The organism is Sphingomonas sp. RIT328 (assembly GCF_000632225.1).
In the GTDB taxonomy this organism is placed as follows: domain Bacteria; phylum Pseudomonadota; class Alphaproteobacteria; order Sphingomonadales; family Sphingomonadaceae; genus Sphingomonas; species Sphingomonas kyungheensis.
The window spans coordinates 48,824-68,649 of sequence record NZ_JFYV01000011.1 but is presented as its reverse complement, the minus strand read 5'-3'; the positions used below and the strand labels follow the sequence as shown (position 1 = coordinate 68,649).

The window sequence follows — 19,826 nt, the reverse complement described above, 5'->3', positions numbered from 1 at the left end:
GGCATAGGATCACGGCTGTTGCGCTCCCGTCAATCGGCGAGCGGGCGGCGCGGCGCCGGATCCCCGGTCCGCGAGCAGCGCTTTGGCCGCAGCCAGCCGGCGGGCGTTGCGCGGGCTCCAGCCATTCCAGCTCGATTGCTGCTCTTCCATCTGCGTTTGCATCCAGAAGCGGATGTGCTCGATCCGGTCGTGCAGCCGCGGCGAGCCGGCATGGCGTTCGAGCATCGCCAGCGGCACCAGCGCCCCCGGGCCGAGCTGTTCGAAATAGGCGAGGTCGAGCGGCGGGCCGCTGCGCCCCTTCGCCAGCGCGACGCGCGCGTTCCAGTCGGCGGCGACCGCCGACAGGTCGACGACGCTGCACGCGGCGAGCACCAGCGTCAGCGCCAGCGCATTGGCATTGATCAGCCATGCCGCCGAGCGCCGCCCGAGCAGCCGCCACAGGATCAGCATCAGCCCGGTCGCGACCAGGGCCATCCAGATCAGCGCCGCGAGCCGCAGCGGGGTGAGGCCATAGGCATCGACATAATCGATCAGCCGCAGCGCGCTCGACGCGACGAGCAGCACGTTCTGGCCGATCCATGCCGTCACCAGCCAGCGGATCGGCGGATGGGCGGCGCTCGCGCTGCCCGGCGACAGCATCGTCAGCACGAAGACCGCGGCGAGCAAAGCGGTGACGATCAGCGCATAGGCGCCCTGATGCGCATAATCCGCCATCGTCACGCCGTCGGGCAGCGCCGCGCCGCTCCACAGGAAGACGAGGTCGAGCCCGTTCTGGATGGCGAAGACAGCGTTGAACGTCGCCAGCGACAGGATCAGCGTGCCCGGCCGGAGCAGCGGCGGCACGGTCTGCCCGCCCGGCGCCTGCCAGCGGGTCGCGCCCGCCGCCGGGCGGAGTGTCGCCCAGACCGGCAGCAGCACCGCCAGCGCGAAGGCGGTGCGCCAGATCACCGTCCGGATATCGGGCAGGATCATGCTGTCGAGCGCGCGGGCGATCAGCGGATTGGCCGTGGCGAACAGGATCAGGAACAGCAGGGCGCCGCCGAGCGGCACGATCAGCGCCGCCGCCACCGCCGTCACCGTCACGCGCGGGTGCAGCCGGTGCGCGCGGATATGCGCAAGCCGTCGGCGATCGCGCCATGGCCCGACGACCGCGGCGAGCGCCAGCCTGCCGAGCCGCACCGCCCAGCTCGCGGCATCGTCGAACCGCCGCCGCGGCAGCGTCGCCGCCAGTCCGGTCGCGGTCAGGAACAGGCAGAAGGCGAGCAGATTGGGCTGATCGGCATAAGCGGCGATCGCCAGCATGGCGGCAACCAGCGCGATCCGCGGCTGGCGATGGCGGATCACCGCGGGGCGCAGCGCGGCGAGCGCGATCAGCCAGCCGAGCATCGCCAGCGGCAGCAGCACCTCCGCGCGATCGACGATCAGTTCGAGGACCAGCACCAGCAGCGCGGCGACCCCCGCCTTGGCTGCCACCGATATCGTTCGTCGTCGCATCGTCATGCCGGGCCTCCTTATGGTCGGGAGGCGGGTGTGACGGATCGCGATGCTGCGCGGCGTGCCGCCGGCGTCTGCGTTGTGCGGGGATCGTGTGCAGATCCGGTGCAGCCGGCCTCAGCCCTGCTGGCCCGCCCGCTTCGCCGAGCCGTCGCGCAGCGCCCAGCGCAGCACCGAGCCGATCCCGGCCATGCCGGCGCGCACCGCGGGTCGGGCGAGCGGCCGGCGGTCGAGCCCGTGCATCCGCGCCGCCCAGTCGGGCAGCAGGTCGATGCCGCCCTGCATCAGCAACGCCTGCGCCGGCGCCATCGCGGGCCGCGCGGGCGGCTGGCGCAGCAGCGCGCGCGCCACCTCGCGCGTGCGATGATCGACGCGCAGCTGCGGGCGGACCGCGGTGAGATAGGCATCGAGCGCGGCGCGGGTGCGCGGAACCGCGGTGGCACCCAGTTTCTCGGCGACGACGGCATATTCGCCGAGGTAGCGATCCTGCTCGGCGACGGGGAAGGCGGGGTCGCGATAGCGGCGGTGCGCGGCGAGGAAGCTCGCGACCTCGGCGACATGCACCCAGGTCAGCAGGTCGGGATCGTTGGCGCTGTAGCGCGTGCCGTCGGGCAGGATGCCGGCGACGCGATCATGGATGCGGCGGACGCGCGCGATCAGCGACTCGGCGGTCGCGGTCGCGCCATAGGTGGTGCCGGAGATGAATTGCGCGGTGCGACGCAGCCGGCCGAGCATGTCGGCGCGGAAGTTGGAATGGTCCCAGACGCCGGCGAGCGCACCGGGATGGAGCATCTGGAGCAGCAACGCGGCGACGCCGCCCGCCATCATCGCGGTGAGGTCGCCATGCACCACCCACGCCGCCGAACCGGGGCCGAACAGTCCGTCGTCGCCGGGCGGGCGGGTCAGGTCGACCGCACCGTCGCCGAACCCGACCAGCCGATGCACCTCACTCTGGATCGCGTCGCGAAGATCGGTCATGCTGTGACATCTAGTGCGGCCGGGCGGCCAATCCAGGAGGACGAGTGATGCGGCTGGCTTTATCGATGTTCGCGGCAGCGGCGCTGACCACCGCGGTGGTGGCGCAGGACAAGGCGGCGCCGGCGGGCCCGGCGATTACCCGCGCGCTCGCCGATCCGGCGCGCGCCGATCAGGCGGGCGACGATGCGCGGCGGCAGGCGGCGGCGGTGCTCGCCTTCTCCGGGGTCAAGCCGGGCGACACGGTGATCGATTACCTGCCGGGTGCGGGCTATTGGACGCGGATCTTCACCGGCGTGGTCGGGCCGAAGGGCAAGGTCTATGCCTTCTGGCCCGCCGCCGGCGCCAAATACGCGACCAAGAGCCTGCCGGCGTTGCAGGCGCGCAACCTCGGCAACGTCGTCGCCCAGGTGCAGGCGACCGATCTGCCGACCGCGCCGCAGCCGGTCGATCTGTTCTGGACCGTGCAGAATTATCACGACATCGCCAATAACGGCGCGGGCGAGCCGGCGCTGCGCGCCTTCGATGCGGCGGTGTTCAAGCTGCTCAAGCACGGCGGCACCTATGTGGTGATCGACCACGCCGATGCGCCCGGCACCGGCCTGTCGGGTACCGAGACGCGGCACCGGATCGATCCGGCGGCGGTGCGCCGGCAGATCGAATCGGCGGGCTTCCGCTTCGCCGGCGCAAGCCGGGTGCTCGCCAACCCGGCCGACGATCACAGCAAGCCGGTGTTCGATCCCGCGATCCGCGGCAAGACCGATCAGTTCGTGCTCAAGTTCCGCAAACCCTGAGCCCTCGCCGATCTTTTTGCGGCACGGCGCGTTGTCCGAGCTGATCTAGCCCAAGGAGCGCCCGTGCCGTCGATCGCCAAGACCCTTGCCGCCGGCGTCGCCGGCGGTCTCGTCGCCAGCCTGGCGATGAACCTGTTCCAGTCGGTGAGCGCCTCCGCCTTCGGCCAGACCGGCAGCAACGACGACCCCGCCACGGTCAAGGCCGCCGACACCGCCAAACAGGCGGTGACCGGCGAGGACGTGACGCAGAAGCATCGCGAAACCGCCGGCAGCCTCGTCCATTATGCGACCGGCGTGGCGCTCGGCGTGGGCTATGCGCTGGCGGTGCGGCAATGGCCCGAATCCAAGGCGGGTTATGGCACCGCGTTCGGGGTGGGCGTCGCGACGTTGCTCGACGATCTCGCCGTACCCGCCTTCGGCTGGGGTCCCGGGCCGACCGAAACGCCGCCGGCGACGCACGCCTATGGCCTCGCCAGCCACGTCGTTTTCGGGCTCGCGCTCGAAGCGACCCGCCGCGCGACGCTGGCGGCGGTCGACTAGATCGCGGCGCGCACCGTCGCGCAGACGCCGCGCTCGCGCGGTTCGTAGAGAATCGTGGTATGCAGGCTCTGCGCCATCGCCTGGAGCAGGCGTGTGCCGAGCCCGGTGCCCTTGGGCGCGGCCCCCTCGGCCATGCCGCAGCCGTCATCCTCGACCGACAGGCGGAAGCCCTCCGCCTCGCGCAGCATGGTGACGCGGATTTCGCCGCCGTCGCCGGTGGGATAGGCGTATTTGCACGCGTTGGTGACGAGTTCGGTGACGATGACGCCGAGCGACACCGCCTTGTCGGTCGGCAGCCGGATCGGTTCGGCGTCGAGGTGCAGCGTATGGGGGGCGGTGTCGCACGAGAGCGTGTCGTTGAGCTCGCGGATCAGCGAACCGAGATAGTCGCGCATGTCGACGCTCTCGACGTCATTCGCCGAATAGAGGCGACGGTGGACCTGCGCGATCGCCGCGATCCGGCGCTGCGTATCGTCGAGCGCGGTGCGCGCGGCCGGATCGGCGAGCGCGCTCGCCTGCAACCGCACCATCGCCGAGACGAGCTGGAGCGAATTGGCGACGCGATGATTGACCTCGCCGAGCAGCGCCTCGAGCCGTGCGTTGCTGGCGCGCAGGTCTTCCTCGACCCGCGCCTTCTCACGCGCCAGCCGGCTGCGGTCGAGCACCTGGCCGAAGCTGTTGGCGAGCAGGTCGAAGAAATCGTCGCCGATCGACTTGACCACATAATCCGCCGCCCCCGCCTTGAGCGCGGCGATCGCGATCCGTCCCTCGTCCGACCCGGTGACGTAGACGACCGGCGGCATTGCCGGCAGCTCGGCGAGCTGCGCGAGCGTGTCGAGCCCGTCCATGTCCGGCATGTAGTGATCGACCGCGATCAGGTCGAACGGCGCGGCGGCGGCGAGCCTGACCCCCTCGGCGCCCCCCGCCGCGGTGGTGACACGATAGCCACGCCGCTCCAGCCCGCGCGCGGCGAGGCGGCGCAGACCATCGTCGTCGTCGATGTACAAAACGCTGGGGAGGGCGGGGTCGGTCAGATCAATGACCCTCGAAGGCGGGAACCTGGATCACCGACAGGAACAGGCCGAGCTGGCGGATCGCCTGCGCGAAGCTTTCGTAATTGACCGGCTTGGTGATGTAGACGTTGCAGCCGAGATCGTAGCAGCGCTGGATCTCGATCTTGTCGTCGGTAGTGGTGAGCACGACGACGGGGGTGCGCTTGAGCGGGCTGCCCTCCGCCTTGATCCGCTGGAGGATGTCGGTGCCGCTCATGTCGGGCAGGTTGAGGTCGAGCAGGATCAGCGCCGGGCCGTTCTTGGCGGGGCCGTCCTCCGCCTCGAACAGATGGTGCAGCGCCTGGGTGCCGTCGGTGAAATGGCGGATATCGTTGAGGATGCCGGCACGACGGATGTTCTTCTCGATCAGCCGGGCGTGGCCCTCGTCATCCTCGATCATGACGATGCCGACGGATTGATGGGCATTCATGCAGCGCTGTCCTGACTGACGTAGGTCTTTGGAAGGTTGAGGCGAAATGTCGATCCGCGGCCCGGTTCGCTATCGACGTCGATCGTCCCGCCGAGCCGATAGGCGAGCGCCCGGACATGCGCCAGCCCGATTCCCTCACCGGGCTGGTCCTGCCGGCCGGAGCGGCGGAACAGGTCGAAGATGCGCTGGTGATCGCGCGGATCGATGCCGCGGCCGTTGTCGGTCACCGACAGGAGGACGCGGTCGCGCTTCGCCTCGCCGGAGACGGTGATGACGCCGGGGCGGCCGGGTTCGAGATATTTGGTCGCATTCTCGATCAGGTTCGACAGGATCTGTTCGATCGCGACGCGATCGGTGACCAGCGACGGCATCGGCCGCCGTACCGAAAAGCTGATGCCGCGGTCGTCGAGCAGGTGGCGGATCGATCCGGCGACGGTATCGGCGATGGCGGCGGGATCGATCGGCTCGGGCGTGATGACCCTGCGGCCTTCGCGCGACAGTTTGAGGATGGCGTTGATCAGCCGGTCCATCTTCTGCGTCGAAGTGCGGATGAAGCCGATCGCCTCGGGCAGATCCTCGCGTACCGCGAGCCGCGCCTCGTCGCTGACGATCTGCGGCGCCTCCGCCTCGGCCCGGTCGACCAGCTCGGCGAGCGGGGTGGTCGCGGCGGCGAGCTCGGCGGTGAAGCCCATCACGTTGACCAGCGGCGAGCGCAGATCGTGGCTGACGATATAGGCGAAACGCTGGATCTCTTCATTGGCACGGCTGAGGTCGGAGGTGCGTTCGTGCACCGTCTCCTCGAGTCGCTCATTGAAGTCGCGCAGCCGGTCGCGCGACCGCGACAGATCGCGGGTGTACCCGATGATGGTGAGCAGCGAGGCGAGCGCGACGAGCGCGAGCAGCACCGCGGCGACGCCGAGGATGATATAGAAGGCGCGCACGCTCGCCTGCTGCGCCGCATCGCGCTGGGCGAGCAGGCGGCGTTCGGTGACTGCCATCCGTTCGAACGTATCGCGGATGGTCGTCAGCCGGCGGACGCTCGCCTCGGTGCGGAACAGGGTGGTGGCGGTATCGGCATGACCGCTGTCGATCAGACCGATCGTCCGCGCGCGCTGCGCGAGCAACGCGCTGACCTCGCGTTGCAACAGCTTCAGGGCGGCGACCTGGTCGGGATTGTCGCGGGTGAGATCGGCGATGCGCGCGAGCGCCGCCGGGGTGGCGGCCGACCAGCGGTGATAGGCGTCGCGATAGTCGGGGTTGGCGGTGAGCAGATAGCCGCGTCGCGACGCCTCGCCCTGTTCGATGAGGCGACGCGCGTTGCTGATCGCCAACTCGACCTGATAGGTATGCGCGACGGCGGCGGTATGCGCCTCGTTCTGCCGCGACGCCCAGCCCGCACCGGCGCCCGCGGCGACGAGCGCGAGAAACCCGAGCGCCATGAAGACGACCAGCGCGCGGCCGAGCCGGCCTTCCGAAATGATGAATGGATTGCGGACTTTGCTCAGCACCGCCCAGCCTTACGCGAGCCGATGTCGTTACGCCAGCGATGCTGCCGGTAAAGCCGTCAACCCAGGCTAGAGCAGCAGATCCTGCGCGCTGGGCTTGCCGACCGCGCCCCCGCCGCTGCGCCGGTCCATCTCGGCATTGGCGGTGAAGCGGATATCGGGATCGCGATCGGTCAGGAAGGCCATCAGGCTCTCATGGTCGAGCTCGCTCCACGCCTTGCCGCGGTGCGGGCCGTAGCGGACGCGCGGGATCAGCCCCGGATCGCGCGACCATTCGAGCAGTTGCGCGACGCTCGCCTCGTTGAGCTGGTCGCGCAGATGATGCGCGGTGACATAGGCGTCCGGGAAGGCGCGGTGGACGGGCAGGCCGCGGCTCTGGTCGAGCCCCGCCGGCCGCCGCCAGTAGCGCAGCACCTGATTCGAGAAACTCGGCGAATCGGGCCACAGCCGCAGCGCGCATTTCCACGTGCAGATCCAGTCCTGGCCATGGGTCAGGTTGGGCGTGCAGAATTGCTGCTCAAAATCGGCACGATGCGCGGCGAGCGCGACGCGGCGCGGATAGGGGTCGAGCACGCGGCGCGCGACATCGTGCCACCAGGGGGCGTCGGCGACATCCTCGTCGAGGATATGGTGGATCGCCTGGGTGATCGGCGGGATCGCGCGCCCCGGATTGACGAGGATCGCCCCGCCCTCGCCCTCCAGCTCCCACCGGCCGCCGGGCTGGAGCGCGACATCCTGCCAGCCGATCTCGCACACGCCATGTGCGGGCGGTGCGCTGCCGGTGGTTTCGAGGTCGATGACGCGGATGATCTGGGGGGTCGGACGCATTGCACCCTAAATGGGCGCTCGCCGCGGCTTTTGCCAGCCTTGCGTCCGGCGGGTGCCGGAACGGCGAGTGGCTGACGTCGCCGTGATCGCGCGAAGCCGCGAAACCCCTCCGCGCCTCCGCGTGAACTCCCTTCTTCGCGTCCTCGCGTCTTCGCGTGAGATCATCATCGCTCGGCGGGCGGTCCTCAAAATGAGTTCACGCGGAGGCGCGGAGGGGGTGTCGCGATGGGGGCATTCGGGGTTGCTGGATAGCTTTCCGTCTCAAAGAGAACGGCCGGCCCAGCATCAGTGCTCCCCCGAAAGCGGGAGCCTAGTGTTCTTCGTGCCATAGACGCCTGTTCCGCGTCGCCACTGCATTCCCGCCTGCGCGAAACCTCTGCGAAAGTAGCAATCTTACCTGCTCACGTACCACTCCGGCGCAGGCCGGGGTCCAGTTTGGTGAAGCCTTGCAATCAGTTACAACGGCCTCCCAACTGGGCCCCGGCCTTCGCCGGGGCGGTTTCGAAACTTTCGCAGAGGTCTCGCCTGCGCGGGAATACTGACTTAACCTGTGTGGTGGCCGTTCCAGAGTTTTACCTTGCGGAACTTGGGTGCTGATCTCCGCCCCACGGTCGCACCATAGTCTATTCAGCGGTAATCGCGCTCGTCGTCGATATCCATCTCGCGGACGCCGCGCAGGCGGCGGGCGCGGTCGACGAGTTTGCGGATGCCTTCGCGGCGTTCGCGCGCGGCGGGGATGTCGCGCAGCACGAATTGCGCATTGCCGGTCGTCCGGTCGCTCGAGGTGATGGTGATCGTGCCGATGTCGGTAATCTGGTTGACCAGCGAATAGTCGACCCGCACATCCTTGATCCGATAGAGTTCGATCTCGTCGATCGATTTCATCACCAGCCCGCGGCGCACGATCAGCCGCTGGTCGGTGATCTCATAGGCGGCGGCCAGATTCTGCAGCCAGCGCACCGCGATCACCACCAGGCCAACGCCGATCGCGCAGGACAGGATGGTCAGCCAGCCGGTGAAGCTGCCGAACAGCCAGCGATTGGTACTCGAGCGGAAGCTGTCGACCGCGCGTTCGGCATCATAGGTCCCCACCATGGCGCCGAGCCTATCGGCTGCGCGGTGGCTGTCAATCACGCGCCAACCCTTCGGCGGCGAGCGCGGCGTCGATCTCCGCGAGCAGCGTGGCGAGCCCCGCCGCATCGTGCGCCTCGGCACGGGCGGTGAGCGCATCCTGCGTGTTGGAGGCGCGCAGCAACCACCAGCCATGCGGCGTGGTGACGCGGACGCCGTCGATCGCCACCACCTCGACCCCCGCGGCGACGAGCCGGTCGCGGATCGCGTCGACCGCGGCGAACTTGCGCGCCGGATCGACCGGAAAGCGCAGGTCGGGCGTGTTGACCAGCGGCGGCATCGCCGCGCGCAATGCGGTGAGCGAGCGGCCGCTGCGTGCCACCGCGCCGATCAGCTGCACCGCGGCGTGGAGCGCGTCGTCGAAACCGTACCAGTCGTGCGCGAAGAAGATATGGCCGCTAAGCTCGCCGGCGATCGGCGCGTCGTGCGCGATCATCGCCTCCTTCATCAGGCTGTGACCGGTCGGGCCCATTATTGGCACGCCGCCCAGCGCGGCGATGCGATCGAAGACGAATTGCGAGGTCTTGACGTCGGCGACGACCGCGGCGCCGGGGCAGGCGGCGAGCACCGGCTCGATCAGCAGGCTGAGCAACTGATCGCCCCAGAGGACGCGGCCGTCGCCGTCGACCGCGCCGATCCGGTCGCCGTCCCCGTCGAAGGCGATACCGAAGTCGAGCCGTTCGCGCCGGACCAACGCCTTCAGATCGGCGAGGTTATGCTCCTCGGTCGGATCGGGATGGTGGTGGGGGAAGCGGCCGTCGACCTCGGTGTAGAGCAGGTGATGCTCGCCGGGCAGCGCCGCGGTCAGCCGCGCCACCGCCGGGCCGGCGGCGCCGTTGCCGCAATCCCAGCCGATCCGATAGGCGCCGCCGCGATGCCCGGCGAGCAGCCGCGCGACATAGGAGTCGAGCACGTCGACCTCGGTCACCTGACCGGCGCCCTCGCTCCACGCGCCCCCGGCGGCGATGCGCGCGAGGTCCTGGACGTCGGCGCCGTAGAAGGAACGATGGCCGAGCACCATCTTGAAGCCATTGTCGTCGCGCGGATTGTGGCTGCCGGTGACGTGGATGCCGGCATCGACGGCGAGCGTCGCCTCGGCGAAATAGAGCATCGGCGTCGGTCCGATGCCGATCCGCACGACGTCGACGCCGCCCGCGGTCAGCCCGGTGACCAGCGCCGCTTCGAGGTCCGGCGAGGACAGGCGGCCGTCGCGGCCGACCGCGACGCGGCGGCCGCCCGCGGCGCGGACGCGCGTCGCGAAGCTGCGCCCGATCGCGCGCGCATCGTCGGTGCCGAGGTTGCGGCCGACCGTACCGCGCACGTCATATTCGCGCAGGATCGCCGGCGACAGACGATGCGCCATCAGCCCCGCCGCAGCGCGCCGAGCAGCAGGTCGCGCGCGGCGTTGAGCTCGATGCTCGCCTCCGACGAACCACCGCGATCGGGATGCGCCTCGGCGACGAGGCGGCGGTGCGCGGCGCGGATCTCGCCCTCGTCAGCGTCGGCGCGCAGGCCGAGCAGCCGGCGGGCGCGCTGCGTCTCGGTCAGCCGCGCCGGCTTCGGGGCGGGCTTGAGGTAACGCCAGGCGAACCAGATCAACGCGATCGCGAGCAGCCACTTCACGCGGCGACCACCGGCGTGCTGTGCTCGGGCAGTTGCAGCGCGCTCATCATCTCGCGCAGCTCCTGGCGCGAGGCGACATGGCCGAGGCCCATCGCGCCGAACTCCTTGGAATCGATCATCGTCAGCCCGGCCGGGAACAGCTCGCGATAGATGACGCGCTCGCCGAGGCCGGGGATGATGCGGAAGCCGACCCGCTTGGCGAGCTGGCCGAGCGCATCGGAGACGCGGCGCATGTTGCGCGCCTCGATATGCTGCAGGCGGTTGCGCAGCACCACCCAGTCGATCTGCGTGCCGTCGGCGCGCGCGCGCTGCTTGCGGGCATCCCAGATCAGTTCCGAATAGAAGCTCGGCCGGGTGACGTTGAACGTCTCGGGATCGACCTGGCCGATCAGGTCGAAGTCGACGAAACTGTCGTTCATCGGCGTGACCAACGTGTTGGACAGCGCGGCGGCGGTGCGGGCGAAATAATCGTCGCGACCGGGCGTGTCGACGATCAGGAAGTCGGCGCCCTCGGACAGGCGGCCCCAGGTCTCCTCGAACACCGACTCGCTTTCGCCGTCGTGCGTCGCATGGACCGGCATCGGCAGCGCGCTGCCGGTGCGTTTGATCGTGGCGGCGCGATTGTCGAGATAGCGGCCGACGGTGCGCTGGCGATGGTCGAGGTCGAAACACGCGACCTTCGCGCCCTTGGCGGCGAGCGCGATGGCGACATGGACGGCAGTCGTCGACTTGCCGGTGCCGCCTTTCTCATTGGCGAAGACGATGACGTGTGGCCCTGCGGGCACGGTTCGTTCCTTATCGATGCTGGCGGGTTGCTCGGTCACGACGCTCTTCATAGAAGCCGCGCGCTCATTGTTCGAGGGATTAAACGGTGCTGACGATCCGAGACCTGGACGGGCTGCGCGCGGCGGTCGCCGCATGGCGCGCAGAGGGCGCGACGATCGCGCTGGTGCCGACGATGGGCGCGCTGCACGCCGGCCATATCGCCCTGGTCGAGGCGGCGCGGCGGCCGGGGACCAGGGTGATCGTCTCGATCTTCGTCAATCCCAAGCAGTTCGGGCCGGACGAGGACCTTGCCCGCTATCCGCGCCGCGAGTCGGCGGACGTGCGGCTGCTCGCCGAACACGGCTGCGACGGCGTCTGGCTGCCGCCGGTCGAGGCGATGTATCCGGCGGGCTTCGCCACCGGCGTGACGGTGAGCGGGGTCAGCGACTCGTTCGACGGCGCGGCGCGGCCCGGGCATTTCGACGGCGTCGCCACCGTCGTCACCAAATTGTTCAACCAGACGCGCGCCGACATCGCCTATTTCGGCGAGAAGGATTTCCAGCAGCTCGCCGTCATCCGCCGCATCGTCGCCGATCTCGACATGAGCGTGGAGATCGTCGGCGTGCCGATCCAGCGCGACGACGATGGCCTCGCGCTGTCGTCGCGCAACATCTACCTCGACGATGCGCAGCGGGCCAAGGCGGTCGCCTTGCCGCGCGCGCTCGGCGTCGCGGCGCGGGCGATCGGGCGCGGCGACGATGTTGAGGCGGCGCTGGCGGAGGCGCGGGCGGCGCTGCACGGGGCCGGCTTCGCCGTCGACTATATCGCGCTTGCCGATGCCGAGACGCTCGCGGAATCGCCGGCGGCGGATCGCCCGCGCCGGTTGCTCGCCGCCGCGCGGATGGGCGCGACGCGGCTGATCGATAACGTCGCGATCGAGCCGATCGGCTGAAACGTGCGGTTCCTGCGACGTTAACCATTTTTCAGGACGAATCGCGCAATCTGCCCTCATGATCGATGGGGGCAACCAATGGGCATTAGTTCGAAAAGCGCGCAGTTCCTGCTAGACAGCCGCATCGCCGACGCGATGCAGGGCCAGCCGGAGGCGTTGTACGACCTCGGCATCTGCTACCAGACCGGCACCGCCGGCGCGGTCGTCGACCTGATCGAAGCCCACAAATGGTTCAACCTCGCCGCGGTCGCCGGTTTCCGTGACGCGGCCGGCGCGCGCGCCGAAGTCGCCGAAGACATGACCGCGCGCGAGATCGCGCTGGCGCAGCGCCAGGCGCGCGACTGGCTGGGGATGACGCGCCGCGCGGCTTGACGGTGGGGCGACGGTCTGCCGGTTCGATGAGACGTTGGCGCCTGTGAGGGCGCGCTTTGGCGGACGTCTTCCCGTATGTCCTTCCGATGCTCCACCCCGGCGAAGGCCGGGGTCCGGCAGGGTGAAGCTCACGGGAGACTTACCACAGTTTCCCAACTGGGACCCGGCCTTCGCCGGGGCGGTCGACACGATTTTCCCACAAACTCTGTTCGCGCGCTGATTCGGCGAGCCGACGGTGTGGCGCTTCAATTATCGCCGGCTCTAACCTTTACACATCCAGATTGGCGACGTTCAGCGCATTGTCCTGGATGAACTCGCGGCGCGGTTCGACGACTTCGCCCATCAGCTGGGTGAAGATCACGTCGGCGGCCGAGACGTCGTCCGAGGTGACGCGCAGCATCGTCCGGTTCGACGGATCGAGCGTCGTTTCCCACAATTGCTCGGCGTTCATCTCGCCGAGGCCCTTGTAGCGCTGGATCGCCAGCCCCTTGCGCCCGGCGGCGAGGATCGCATCGAGCAATTGCGACGGCCGCGCGACGAGGCTTTCGCCGCGCGTCTTGGTCGCGGTGACGCTGCCGATCTGGCCGGCATTCTCCTCCGGCTCGTCGCCGTTGTCGGGCAGCGGCTCGGCTTCGGCGGTCGCCGCGACGCCCTTGATCGGGATCAGCCGGCCCGCCGCGGCGAAGCTGTCCGCCTGTTCGGCGGCGAGGCCGTGCAGCTTGCGCGCCTCGGCGCTGGCGAGGAAGCTCGCCTCGACGATATGATGGTCGGTGACGCCGCGCCACAGCCGCTCGAAGTGGATGCCGCCGTCCTCGGTCAGCCGCGCCGTCCAGCGCGCCTCCTCGTCCCCCGATTCGAGCCGGCGCGTCACCTCGGCGACGGTCGCGGCGCGCTGGTCGCGGCTGAACTCGGGGTCGAGCGCACCGGCGAGCGCCAGCACTTCGATGATCACCGGATCGTAGCGGCGCGGCACATAGCGCATCAGCGTGCGCATGCGGCGGGCATGATCGAGCAGGCTCTTGAGGTCCGCCCCCGAGCGCGTGCCGCCCGGCGCTTCGAACAGCATCGTCGAGACGCCCGCATCGACCAGATATTCGTCGAGCGCGGCATCGTCCTTGAGATAGACCTCCGACCGGCCCTTGGTCGCCTTGTAGAGCGGCGGCTGCGCGATGAAGAGATGGCCGCGGGTGATCAGCTCGGGCATCTGCCGGTAGAAGAAGGTCAGCAGCAGCGTGCGGATATGCGCGCCGTCGACGTCGGCGTCGGTCATGATGACGATCTTGTGGTAGCGCAATTTGTCGGCGTTGAAGTCGTCGCGGCCGATGCCGGTGCCCATCGCCTGGATCAGCGTGCCGATCTCGCGGCTCGAGATCATCCGGTCGAAGCGTGCTCGCTCGGTGTTGAGGATCTTGCCGCGCAGGGGAAGGATCGCCTGGAAATGGCGGTCGCGCCCCTGTTTGGCCGAGCCGCCGGCCGAATCGCCCTCGACGAGGAACAGCTCCGACTTGGCGGGGTCCTTCTCCTGGCAGTCCGCCAGCTTGCCGGGCAGCGAGGCGATGTCCATCACGCCCTTGCGGCGGGTCAGTTCACGGGCACGCTTGGCGGCCTCGCGCGCCGCGGCGGCGTCGATGATCTTGCCGACGATCGCCTTGCCGTGCGCCGGATTCTCTTCCAACCACTCGGCGAGCTTGTCCGCCATCAGCGATTCGAGCGGCTGGCGCACTTCGGAGCTGACCAGTTTGTCCTTGGTCTGGCTGCTGAACTTGGGATCGGGCAGCTTGACCGAGACGATCGCGGTGAGGCCCTCGCGCATGTCGTCGCCGGTGAGCGTCACCTTCTCCTTCTTGAGCAGCCCCGACTTCTCCGCATAATTGTTGAGCGTGCGGGTCAGCGCGGCGCGGAACGCGGCGAGGTGGGTGCCGCCGTCGCGCTGCGGGATGTTGTTGGTGAAGGCGAGGACGTTCTCGTAATAGGAATCATTCCATTCGAGCGCGACGTCGATGCCGACTTCGTCGCGCTGGCCGTTGATCGCGATCGGCTCCGGGAAGAGCGGCGTCTTGGCGCGGTCGAGCCATTTGACGAAGGCGGCGATGCCGCCCTCGTAATAGAGTTCGACCGTCTTGGGCTCGTCGTGGCGCGCATCGGTGAGGAACAGGCGCACGCCAGAGTTGAGGAACGCCAGTTCGCGATAGCGGTGTTCGAGCTTCTCGAAGTCGAATTCGGTGATCTTGAACGTTGCCGGGCTGGGCAGGAAGGTGACGCGCGTGCCCTTCTGGCCGGGCGCGGCGGGGCCGACGACCTTGAGCGGGGCGACGGCGTCGCCGAAGGCGAAGCGCATGTAATGTTCCTGGCCGTCGCGCCAGATGGTGAGGTCGAGGAATTCGCTCAATGCGTTGACCACCGAGACGCCGACGCCGTGGAGGCCGCCCGACACCTTGTAGGCATTGTCGTCGCTGGTATTCTCGAACTTTCCGCCGGCGTGGAGCTGGGTCATGATGACCTCGGCCGCGGATACGCCTTCCTCGGGGTGGATGCCGGTCGGGATGCCGCGGCCGTTGTCGGTGACGCTGACCGAACCGTCGGCGTTGAGCTGGATGTCGATCCGGTCGCAATGGCCCGCCAGCGCTTCGTCGATCGCATTGTCGCTGACCTCGAACACCATATGGTGGAGGCCCGATCCGTCGTCGGTGTCACCGATATACATGCCGGGGCGCTTGCGGACCGCGTCGAGGCCCTTCAGCACCTTGATCGACGAGGCGCCGTATTCGTTCGCATTCTGGGGTTCTGCCATAGCGAGTATATAGGGATTGCGGGGGCGGAACGAAAGCGAAATGGGGCGGGGCGGGCGCCGGGCCTCCTCTCCTTTCGTCATCCCGGCGCAGACCGGGAGACATGGTTGCGATGACGCCGGCGTCGGCGCGCCTCACGCCTGTTCCGTGACGATGGATCCCGGCCTGCGCCGGGATCACGACAGAGGGGCGGGAGGACGGGAAATCAGGCCTGTGGATGCAGGTCCGCGCACCGCCGCCCGTTACCCCAGCTCGACCCGCGTCGCTGCGTCGCCGATCGCGGCGAACAGCGCCGGCTCGGTGCCGGTCATCCACACCTGCCCGTGCGCCGCGAGCCGCTCGAACAGCGCGGCGCGGCGCAGCGGGTCGAGATGCGCGGCGACCTCGTCGAGCAGCAGGATCGGCGGCTGGCCGGTGCGTTGCGCGACCAGCTCGGCATGGGCGAGGACGATGCCGAGCAGCAGCGCCTTCTGCTCGCCGGTCGAGGCGAGCGCCGCCGGCTGCTGCTTGCCGAGATGCGTGACGAGCAGGTCGACGCGATGCGGTCCGGCGAGCGCGCGTCCCGCGGCGGCGTCGCGCGCGCGGCCGGCGCGCAGCAGGTCGCGCAGTTCCGCCGCATCGCTCTGCCAGCCGGTCAGCGCGAGCGCGGCGCGGGCGAACACCCCCTCCGGCTGCGCCGCCAGCCCGTCGCCGAGCAGCGCGACCGTCTCTTCACGCGCCTCTGCGATCGCGCCGCCATGATCGGCCATCTGCGCCTCGAGCGCGGTCAGCCAGTCGGGATCGGCGGGCAGTTCGGCGGCGAGCAGCCGGTTGCGCGCGCGCATCGCCGCTTCGTAGCGCGCCGCGTGATGCGCATGGCCGGGGCGCAGCGCGAGCGTCAGCCGGTCGAGGAAGCGGCGCCGCTCGCCGGCGGGCTCGACGAACAGCCGGTCCATCGCCGGGGTCAGCCACAGCACGGTCAGCCATTCGGCGAGCGTATTGGCGGTCGCAGTCGCGCCCTGGATGCGCAACTGGCGGCGATCGGGTGCGCCGGGCAGTGTGCCGGTGGCGATCTCGACATCGCCCGCCGCCGCGGCGAGCGTCGCGGCGATGCCGAAACCACCCGCGCCGCCCTGCCGCTGCATGTCGGCGAGCGCCGCCCGCCGCAGCCCGCGGCCGGGGGCGAGCAGCGACACGGCTTCGAGCACGTTGGTCTTGCCCGCGCCATTCTCGCCGGTCAGCACGACGAAACCGGGACCGGGCGCGAGCGGCAGCGCCGCATGGTTGCGGTAATCGGTCAGGACCAGGCGCGAAAGCATTGCCGGTTCGCCTATAGCAAAGCGGGCAGGGGTGAAATCATCCTCGCATCGCAACGTGCTGCGCGCAGCGGAACCCGGCTTCGGGCCGCACCGTTGGAGGGCGACGAACCGCAGCAACCGGGACAGTGATGATGGATTACAAGAGACTCGGCTTCGGCCTCGCCGCCTTCGCGGCCGGCGCGGCGGCATGGACCGCAGCGACGGCGGCCTTCGGTCCCGCACCGGGATCGCGCCCGCGTCGGCCTGCCGAACCGCCGAAGCCGACCGGCGGCGTCGGAGCGGTGCCGGGTGACAGCACGACCAGCCCGATCGCGCCGCGTCCGGCGACGATGGCCGCCGCGCCGGTCGGCATGGCGGAGACCGAGAAGCATTTCGAGGAACGCGCCGGCAACCCCGCCGCCGAACACGTCCCCACCGACCTGATGGGCGACAGCCATCCGGGCAACGACAGCCGCGCGGTCGACGCCTTCCGTCCCGATCCCACCGCGGTGCCGAGCGACGCCGAGAAGGAAGCGCTGCGCCCCGCCACCGGCCCGGCGCCGACGCTGGTCGCCGATCGCGGCAGCGGCTTCAGCGAGGCAGCCGGCGCGGCCTGATCCCGGCGGGGCGCGGCGTGCGCCCCGTCAGTCGTTGCCGAGCAGCGACGATTTGCGCGGGATCGTCTCGCCCTTGGGCTGACCCTTGTCGAGCGTCTCGCTCGGGCGGCGCGCGTCGCCGGGCTGCTGATGCTCGGTCGACAGATTGGGGTCGCGCGTCTCGGTGGTCGATTTGAGATCGTCTTTCATCGCTTCTCTCCTTCGTATTCCGACCAACCGTCGGTCCGCCCGGCGCGTTCCCGGGATGCAACCAACTGTTGCACAGGGCATTTGATTTGCATCGACACGAACAGGGAGGATGCGATGCGGACGATGATGATGGCGGCGGCGGTGGCTGCAACGACGCTGGCCGGCTGTTCGAGCTACGGCACCGACACGCGCTACCGCGGCTATTCTGCCTATGATTATAATCGCGTCGATCCGTCGTACGGCGGCTATTATGCCGATCGCTATTATGTCGACGGGCCGCGCTATCGCGAACGCCGGCTGTCGTCGCGCGATCGCATCTATCGCGGCGAGAATGGCCAATATTATTGCCGGCGCAGCGACGGCACGACCGGCCTGATCGTCGGCGGCATCGCCGGCGGCGTGCTCGGCAACATCATCGCGCCGGGCAATTCCGGGCTGCTCGGCACGTTGCTGGGCGGCGCGGCGGGTGCGGCGGTCGGCCGCTCGGTCGATCGCAACAACGTGCGCTGCCGCTAGCGGCGGCTTGCGGCGGCGTGGCGAGGCGTTAAGCGTCAGGGCTATTGCCCGTATGACGGAGTTCCGATGCGCCTGATCCTCGCCGCCGCCCTGCTTGCCTCGACCGCCGCACCCGCCGCCGCGCAGGCGCTGCATCAATATGGCGCGCTCGCCATCGCCCCCGCCGGCGATCGCGTCGCGGCGATCGAGAGCAACGGCAGCCGGAGCGTCGTGACGGTGCGGTCGGTCGCCGACGGGCATGTCGTCCGCACGATCGATCCGTGCAAGACGTGCAGCTATGCCGGGCTGACCTTCGCGCCCAATGGCGATATCGTCCTGCTCGGCCGCGAGACCGGATCGGTGCGGCTGATCTATGCCGATGCGACGACGACGCGGACGATCGCGACGATCGCCGGCATCGCCCAGACCCCGCGCGTCTCGCCCGACGGCAAACGGATCGCATTGCTCGTCACGCTCGGTGCCGCCAAGGAATCGGGCGCGACGCAGGCGGGCGTGCGGATGATCGGCGAGATCGGCGAGAAGAACGACGAGCAGCGGCTGGCGGTGTTCGACATCGCCCGCCCGGCGACGAATGTGACGCCGATCTCGCCCGCCGGCCGCTACGTCTACGAATATGACTGGACGCCCGACGGGCGCGGCTTCGTCGCGACCACCGCGCTCGGCAATGGCGACAACAATTGGTGGGTGGCGTCGCTCGACGCGATCGACGCGCAGACCGGCGCGGTGCGCTCGATCGCCAGGCCGGCGACGCAGCTCAACCAGCCGCGCGTCTCGCCCGATGGCCGTACCGTCGCCTTCATCGGCGGGCTGATGAGCGATTTCGGCTCGATCGGCGGCGACGTCTTCACCGTGCCGATCACCGGCGGCACGCCGCGCAACATTACCGCGGGCGCCAAGTCGACGGTGACGACGATCGACTGGACCGCGGCGGGCTTGCGCACCGTGACGCTGTCGGGCGATCAGGTCCAGTTCGGCACGCTCACCCCCGGCGCGGCGGTGACGCCGGGCTTCGCCAAGCCGGCGAGCAGCAGCGCGGGCGACGGCCGCGCGGTGTTCAGCGCCGACGGCCGCGTCGTCGCCGCAGTGGTGCAGGACTACGAGCATGCGCCGGCGATCTATGCGGGGCCGGTCGCGGCGACGGGCGCCGCGGGCGTGCGCCAGATCACCCACGACAATGACGCCGCGCCGGCGATGACGCGCGCGCGCAGCGTCGCCTGGACCAACGAAGGCTTTAACGTGCAGGGCTGGCTGCTCGCGCCGCGCGAGGCGCCGGCGGGCGGCAAGGCGCCGATGATCACGATGGTGCACGGCGGCCCCTCGGCGGCGTCGATGCCCGGCTATGTCTCGGCGGGATCGATGAACGGCGCGCTGCTCAAGGCGGGCTATTATGTCTTCCTGCCCAATCCGCGCGGCAGCTACGGCCAGGGCGAGGCGTTCACCGCCGCGAACAAGCGCGACTTCGGCGGCGGCGACCTGCGCGACATCCTCGCCGGGATCGATGCGGTCGAGCGCGTCGCGCCGATCGACGACAACCGCCTCGGCCTCGGCGGCTGCAGCTACGGCGGCTTCATGGCGATGTGGACCAATACGCAGACCAACCGCTTCAAGGCGATCGTCGCCGGTGCCGGCCTGTCCAATTGGGTGAGCTATTATGGCACCAACGGCATCGACCAGTGGCTGCTGCCGTTCTTCGGCAAGACGATGTACGACGACATCAAGGCCTATGAGGGCGTGTCGGCGGTCTATCACGCCAAGACGGCGAAGACGCCGACCTTCATCTACGTCGGCGAACGTGACATCGAGGTGCCGCCGACCCAGTCGATCGAATGGTGGCACGCGCTCAAGGACCGCGGCGTGCCGGTCAGCCTGGTGATCTACCCCGACGCCGGCCATTGCGTCACCGCGCCCGACCAGGCGAGCGACGTGCGGGCGCGCGCGATCGCCTGGTTCGATCGCTATGTGAAGAACGCCAAATAA

General features: G+C 69.4%; 20 protein-coding genes. 7 read left to right on the top strand and 13 right to left on the bottom strand.

Translation table 11 applies throughout. The features are described 5' to 3' along the window. Positions 1-9 precede the first annotated feature (9 nt). Together BW41_RS06220 and BW41_RS06215 are read right to left on the bottom strand one after the other, a co-directional pair. Positions 10-1,500, bottom strand: coding sequence for a DUF4153 domain-containing protein (locus BW41_RS06220; RefSeq protein ID WP_081792942.1), 1,491 nt, complete (start codon positions 1,498-1,500; stop codon positions 10-12). Between the two features lie 111 nt (positions 1,501-1,611). Next, on the bottom strand, positions 1,612-2,472 hold the full coding sequence (locus tag BW41_RS06215) for an oxygenase MpaB family protein (RefSeq protein WP_037532542.1): 861 nt from the start codon (positions 2,470-2,472) through the stop codon (positions 1,612-1,614). 47 nt (positions 2,473-2,519) lie between these two features. Here BW41_RS06215 and BW41_RS06210 point away from each other — a divergent pair, with 47 nt between their 5' ends. After that, entirely contained in the window at positions 2,520-3,263 is a 744-nt protein-coding gene (locus BW41_RS06210; protein WP_037532540.1) for a class I SAM-dependent methyltransferase, read from the top strand. A 63-nt stretch (positions 3,264-3,326) separates the two neighbouring features. Next, the gene (locus tag BW41_RS06205; protein WP_037532537.1) at positions 3,327-3,803 is read left to right on the top strand and encodes a DUF1440 domain-containing protein; all 477 of its coding nucleotides are present in this window, start codon (positions 3,327-3,329) and stop codon (positions 3,801-3,803) included. Here the strand turns inward: BW41_RS06205 and BW41_RS06200 are convergent. The 8 genes from BW41_RS06200 to BW41_RS06165 all read right to left on the bottom strand — a co-directional run bounded on the left by BW41_RS06200 (position 3,800) and on the right by BW41_RS06165 (position 11,157). After that, entirely contained in the window at positions 3,800-4,810 is a 1,011-nt protein-coding gene (locus BW41_RS06200) for a sensor histidine kinase (protein WP_235199645.1), read from the bottom strand. The two genes, BW41_RS06205 and BW41_RS06200, sit on opposite strands and share 4 nt — an antisense overlap. 28 nt (positions 4,811-4,838) lie before the next feature. Further along, entirely contained in the window at positions 4,839-5,285 is a 447-nt protein-coding gene (locus BW41_RS06195) for a response regulator (RefSeq protein WP_037532533.1), read from the bottom strand. Next, positions 5,282-6,724, bottom strand: a complete 1,443-nt coding sequence (locus BW41_RS06190) for a sensor histidine kinase (RefSeq protein ID WP_200870362.1) — start codon at positions 6,722-6,724, stop codon at positions 5,282-5,284. The genes BW41_RS06195 and BW41_RS06190 overlap by 4 nt, the downstream gene beginning before the upstream one ends. A gap of 135 nt (positions 6,725-6,859) precedes the next feature. Beyond that, entirely contained in the window at positions 6,860-7,618 is a 759-nt protein-coding gene (locus tag BW41_RS06185; RefSeq protein ID WP_037532529.1) for an exonuclease domain-containing protein, read from the bottom strand. A gap of 627 nt (positions 7,619-8,245) precedes the next feature. Beyond that, positions 8,246-8,713 carry a PH domain-containing protein gene (locus tag BW41_RS06180; RefSeq protein WP_037532527.1) on the bottom strand — a complete coding sequence of 156 codons (468 nt, stop codon included), beginning with the start codon at positions 8,711-8,713 and terminating at the stop codon, positions 8,246-8,248. A gap of 31 nt (positions 8,714-8,744) precedes the next feature. After that, positions 8,745-10,112 (bottom strand): phosphoglucomutase/phosphomannomutase PgmG, encoded by a 1,368-nt coding sequence (pgmG, locus tag BW41_RS06175; protein WP_037532526.1) that lies wholly within the window; start codon positions 10,110-10,112, stop codon positions 8,745-8,747. Beyond that, a complete protein-coding gene (locus BW41_RS06170; protein WP_037532523.1) occupies positions 10,112-10,372 on the bottom strand; it encodes a J domain-containing protein in 261 nt (86 codons plus the stop codon). The genes pgmG and BW41_RS06170 overlap by 1 nt, the downstream gene beginning before the upstream one ends. Beyond that, entirely contained in the window at positions 10,369-11,157 is a 789-nt protein-coding gene (locus BW41_RS06165; RefSeq protein WP_037532615.1) for a division plane positioning ATPase MipZ, read from the bottom strand. The genes BW41_RS06170 and BW41_RS06165 overlap by 4 nt, the downstream gene beginning before the upstream one ends. A gap of 86 nt (positions 11,158-11,243) precedes the next feature. On the opposite strand from BW41_RS06165, the gene panC reads away from it, so the two are divergent. Both panC and BW41_RS06155 read left to right on the top strand, forming a co-directional pair. Then, positions 11,244-12,089 carry a pantoate--beta-alanine ligase gene (gene panC, locus BW41_RS06160; protein WP_037532522.1) on the top strand — a complete coding sequence of 282 codons (846 nt, stop codon included), beginning with the start codon at positions 11,244-11,246 and terminating at the stop codon, positions 12,087-12,089. Positions 12,090-12,167: 78 nt separating this feature from the next. Next, positions 12,168-12,461: an SEL1-like repeat protein gene (locus BW41_RS06155; RefSeq protein WP_037532520.1), complete on the top strand. Its 294-nt coding sequence runs from the start codon at positions 12,168-12,170 to the stop codon at positions 12,459-12,461. Positions 12,462-12,729: 268 nt separating this feature from the next. Here the strand turns inward: BW41_RS06155 and gyrB are convergent, their stop codons facing one another. Both gyrB and recF read right to left on the bottom strand, forming a co-directional pair. Further along, positions 12,730-15,252 carry a DNA topoisomerase (ATP-hydrolyzing) subunit B gene (gyrB, locus tag BW41_RS06150; RefSeq protein ID WP_037532517.1) on the bottom strand — a complete coding sequence of 841 codons (2,523 nt, stop codon included), beginning with the start codon at positions 15,250-15,252 and terminating at the stop codon, positions 12,730-12,732. 240 nt (positions 15,253-15,492) lie between these two features. Beyond that, on the bottom strand, positions 15,493-16,548 hold the full coding sequence (recF, locus tag BW41_RS06145; RefSeq protein WP_037532514.1) for a DNA replication/repair protein RecF: 1,056 nt from the start codon (positions 16,546-16,548) through the stop codon (positions 15,493-15,495). Between the two features lie 131 nt (positions 16,549-16,679). Here recF and BW41_RS06140 point away from each other — a divergent pair, with 131 nt between their 5' ends. After that, complete coding sequence (locus BW41_RS06140) at positions 16,680-17,144, top strand: hypothetical protein (RefSeq protein WP_037532511.1); 465 nt, start codon at positions 16,680-16,682, stop codon at positions 17,142-17,144. Positions 17,145-17,171: 27 nt separating this feature from the next. Here BW41_RS06140 and BW41_RS21500 read toward each other — a convergent pair whose 3' ends face one another. Next, a complete protein-coding gene (locus BW41_RS21500) occupies positions 17,172-17,333 on the bottom strand; it encodes a hypothetical protein (RefSeq protein ID WP_200870360.1) in 162 nt (53 codons plus the stop codon). 114 nt (positions 17,334-17,447) lie between these two features. On the opposite strand from BW41_RS21500, the gene BW41_RS06135 reads away from it, so the two are divergent. Further along, complete coding sequence (locus BW41_RS06135; RefSeq protein WP_037532509.1) at positions 17,448-17,849, top strand: glycine zipper 2TM domain-containing protein; 402 nt, start codon at positions 17,448-17,450, stop codon at positions 17,847-17,849. 66 nt (positions 17,850-17,915) lie between these two features. After that, positions 17,916-19,826 (top strand): prolyl oligopeptidase family serine peptidase, encoded by a 1,911-nt coding sequence (locus BW41_RS06130; protein ID WP_037532507.1) that lies wholly within the window; start codon positions 17,916-17,918, stop codon positions 19,824-19,826.

What these genes read in the sequence shown, in the direction of transcription:
- gyrB (WP_037532517.1), bottom strand. Translation starts at nt 15,252, where the DNA reads ATGGCAGAACCCCAGAATGCGAACGAATACGGCGCCTCGTCGATCAAG.
- BW41_RS06220 (WP_081792942.1), bottom strand. Translation starts at nt 1,500, where the DNA reads ATGACGATGCGACGACGAACGATATCGGTGGCAGCCAAGGCGGGGGTC.
- BW41_RS06195 (WP_037532533.1), bottom strand. Translation starts at nt 5,285, where the DNA reads ATGAATGCCCATCAATCCGTCGGCATCGTCATGATCGAGGATGACGAG.
- pgmG (WP_037532526.1), bottom strand. Translation starts at nt 10,112, where the DNA reads ATGGCGCATCGTCTGTCGCCGGCGATCCTGCGCGAATATGACGTGCGC.
- recF (WP_037532514.1), bottom strand. Translation starts at nt 16,548, where the DNA reads ATGCTTTCGCGCCTGGTCCTGACCGATTACCGCAACCATGCGGCGCTG.
- BW41_RS06135 (WP_037532509.1), top strand. Translation starts at nt 17,448, where the DNA reads ATGCGGACGATGATGATGGCGGCGGCGGTGGCTGCAACGACGCTGGCC.
- BW41_RS06180 (WP_037532527.1), bottom strand. Translation starts at nt 8,713, where the DNA reads ATGGTGGGGACCTATGATGCCGAACGCGCGGTCGACAGCTTCCGCTCG.
- BW41_RS06130 (WP_037532507.1), top strand. Translation starts at nt 17,916, where the DNA reads ATGCGCCTGATCCTCGCCGCCGCCCTGCTTGCCTCGACCGCCGCACCC.
- BW41_RS06210 (WP_037532540.1), top strand. Translation starts at nt 2,520, where the DNA reads ATGCGGCTGGCTTTATCGATGTTCGCGGCAGCGGCGCTGACCACCGCG.
- BW41_RS06190 (WP_200870362.1), bottom strand. Translation starts at nt 6,724, where the DNA reads ATGGCGCTCGGGTTTCTCGCGCTCGTCGCCGCGGGCGCCGGTGCGGGC.
- BW41_RS06215 (WP_037532542.1), bottom strand. Translation starts at nt 2,472, where the DNA reads ATGACCGATCTTCGCGACGCGATCCAGAGTGAGGTGCATCGGCTGGTC.
- BW41_RS06140 (WP_037532511.1), top strand. Translation starts at nt 16,680, where the DNA reads ATGGATTACAAGAGACTCGGCTTCGGCCTCGCCGCCTTCGCGGCCGGC.
- BW41_RS21500 (WP_200870360.1), bottom strand. Translation starts at nt 17,333, where the DNA reads ATGAAAGACGATCTCAAATCGACCACCGAGACGCGCGACCCCAATCTG.
- BW41_RS06155 (WP_037532520.1), top strand. Translation starts at nt 12,168, where the DNA reads ATGGGCATTAGTTCGAAAAGCGCGCAGTTCCTGCTAGACAGCCGCATC.
- BW41_RS06185 (WP_037532529.1), bottom strand. Translation starts at nt 7,618, where the DNA reads ATGCGTCCGACCCCCCAGATCATCCGCGTCATCGACCTCGAAACCACC.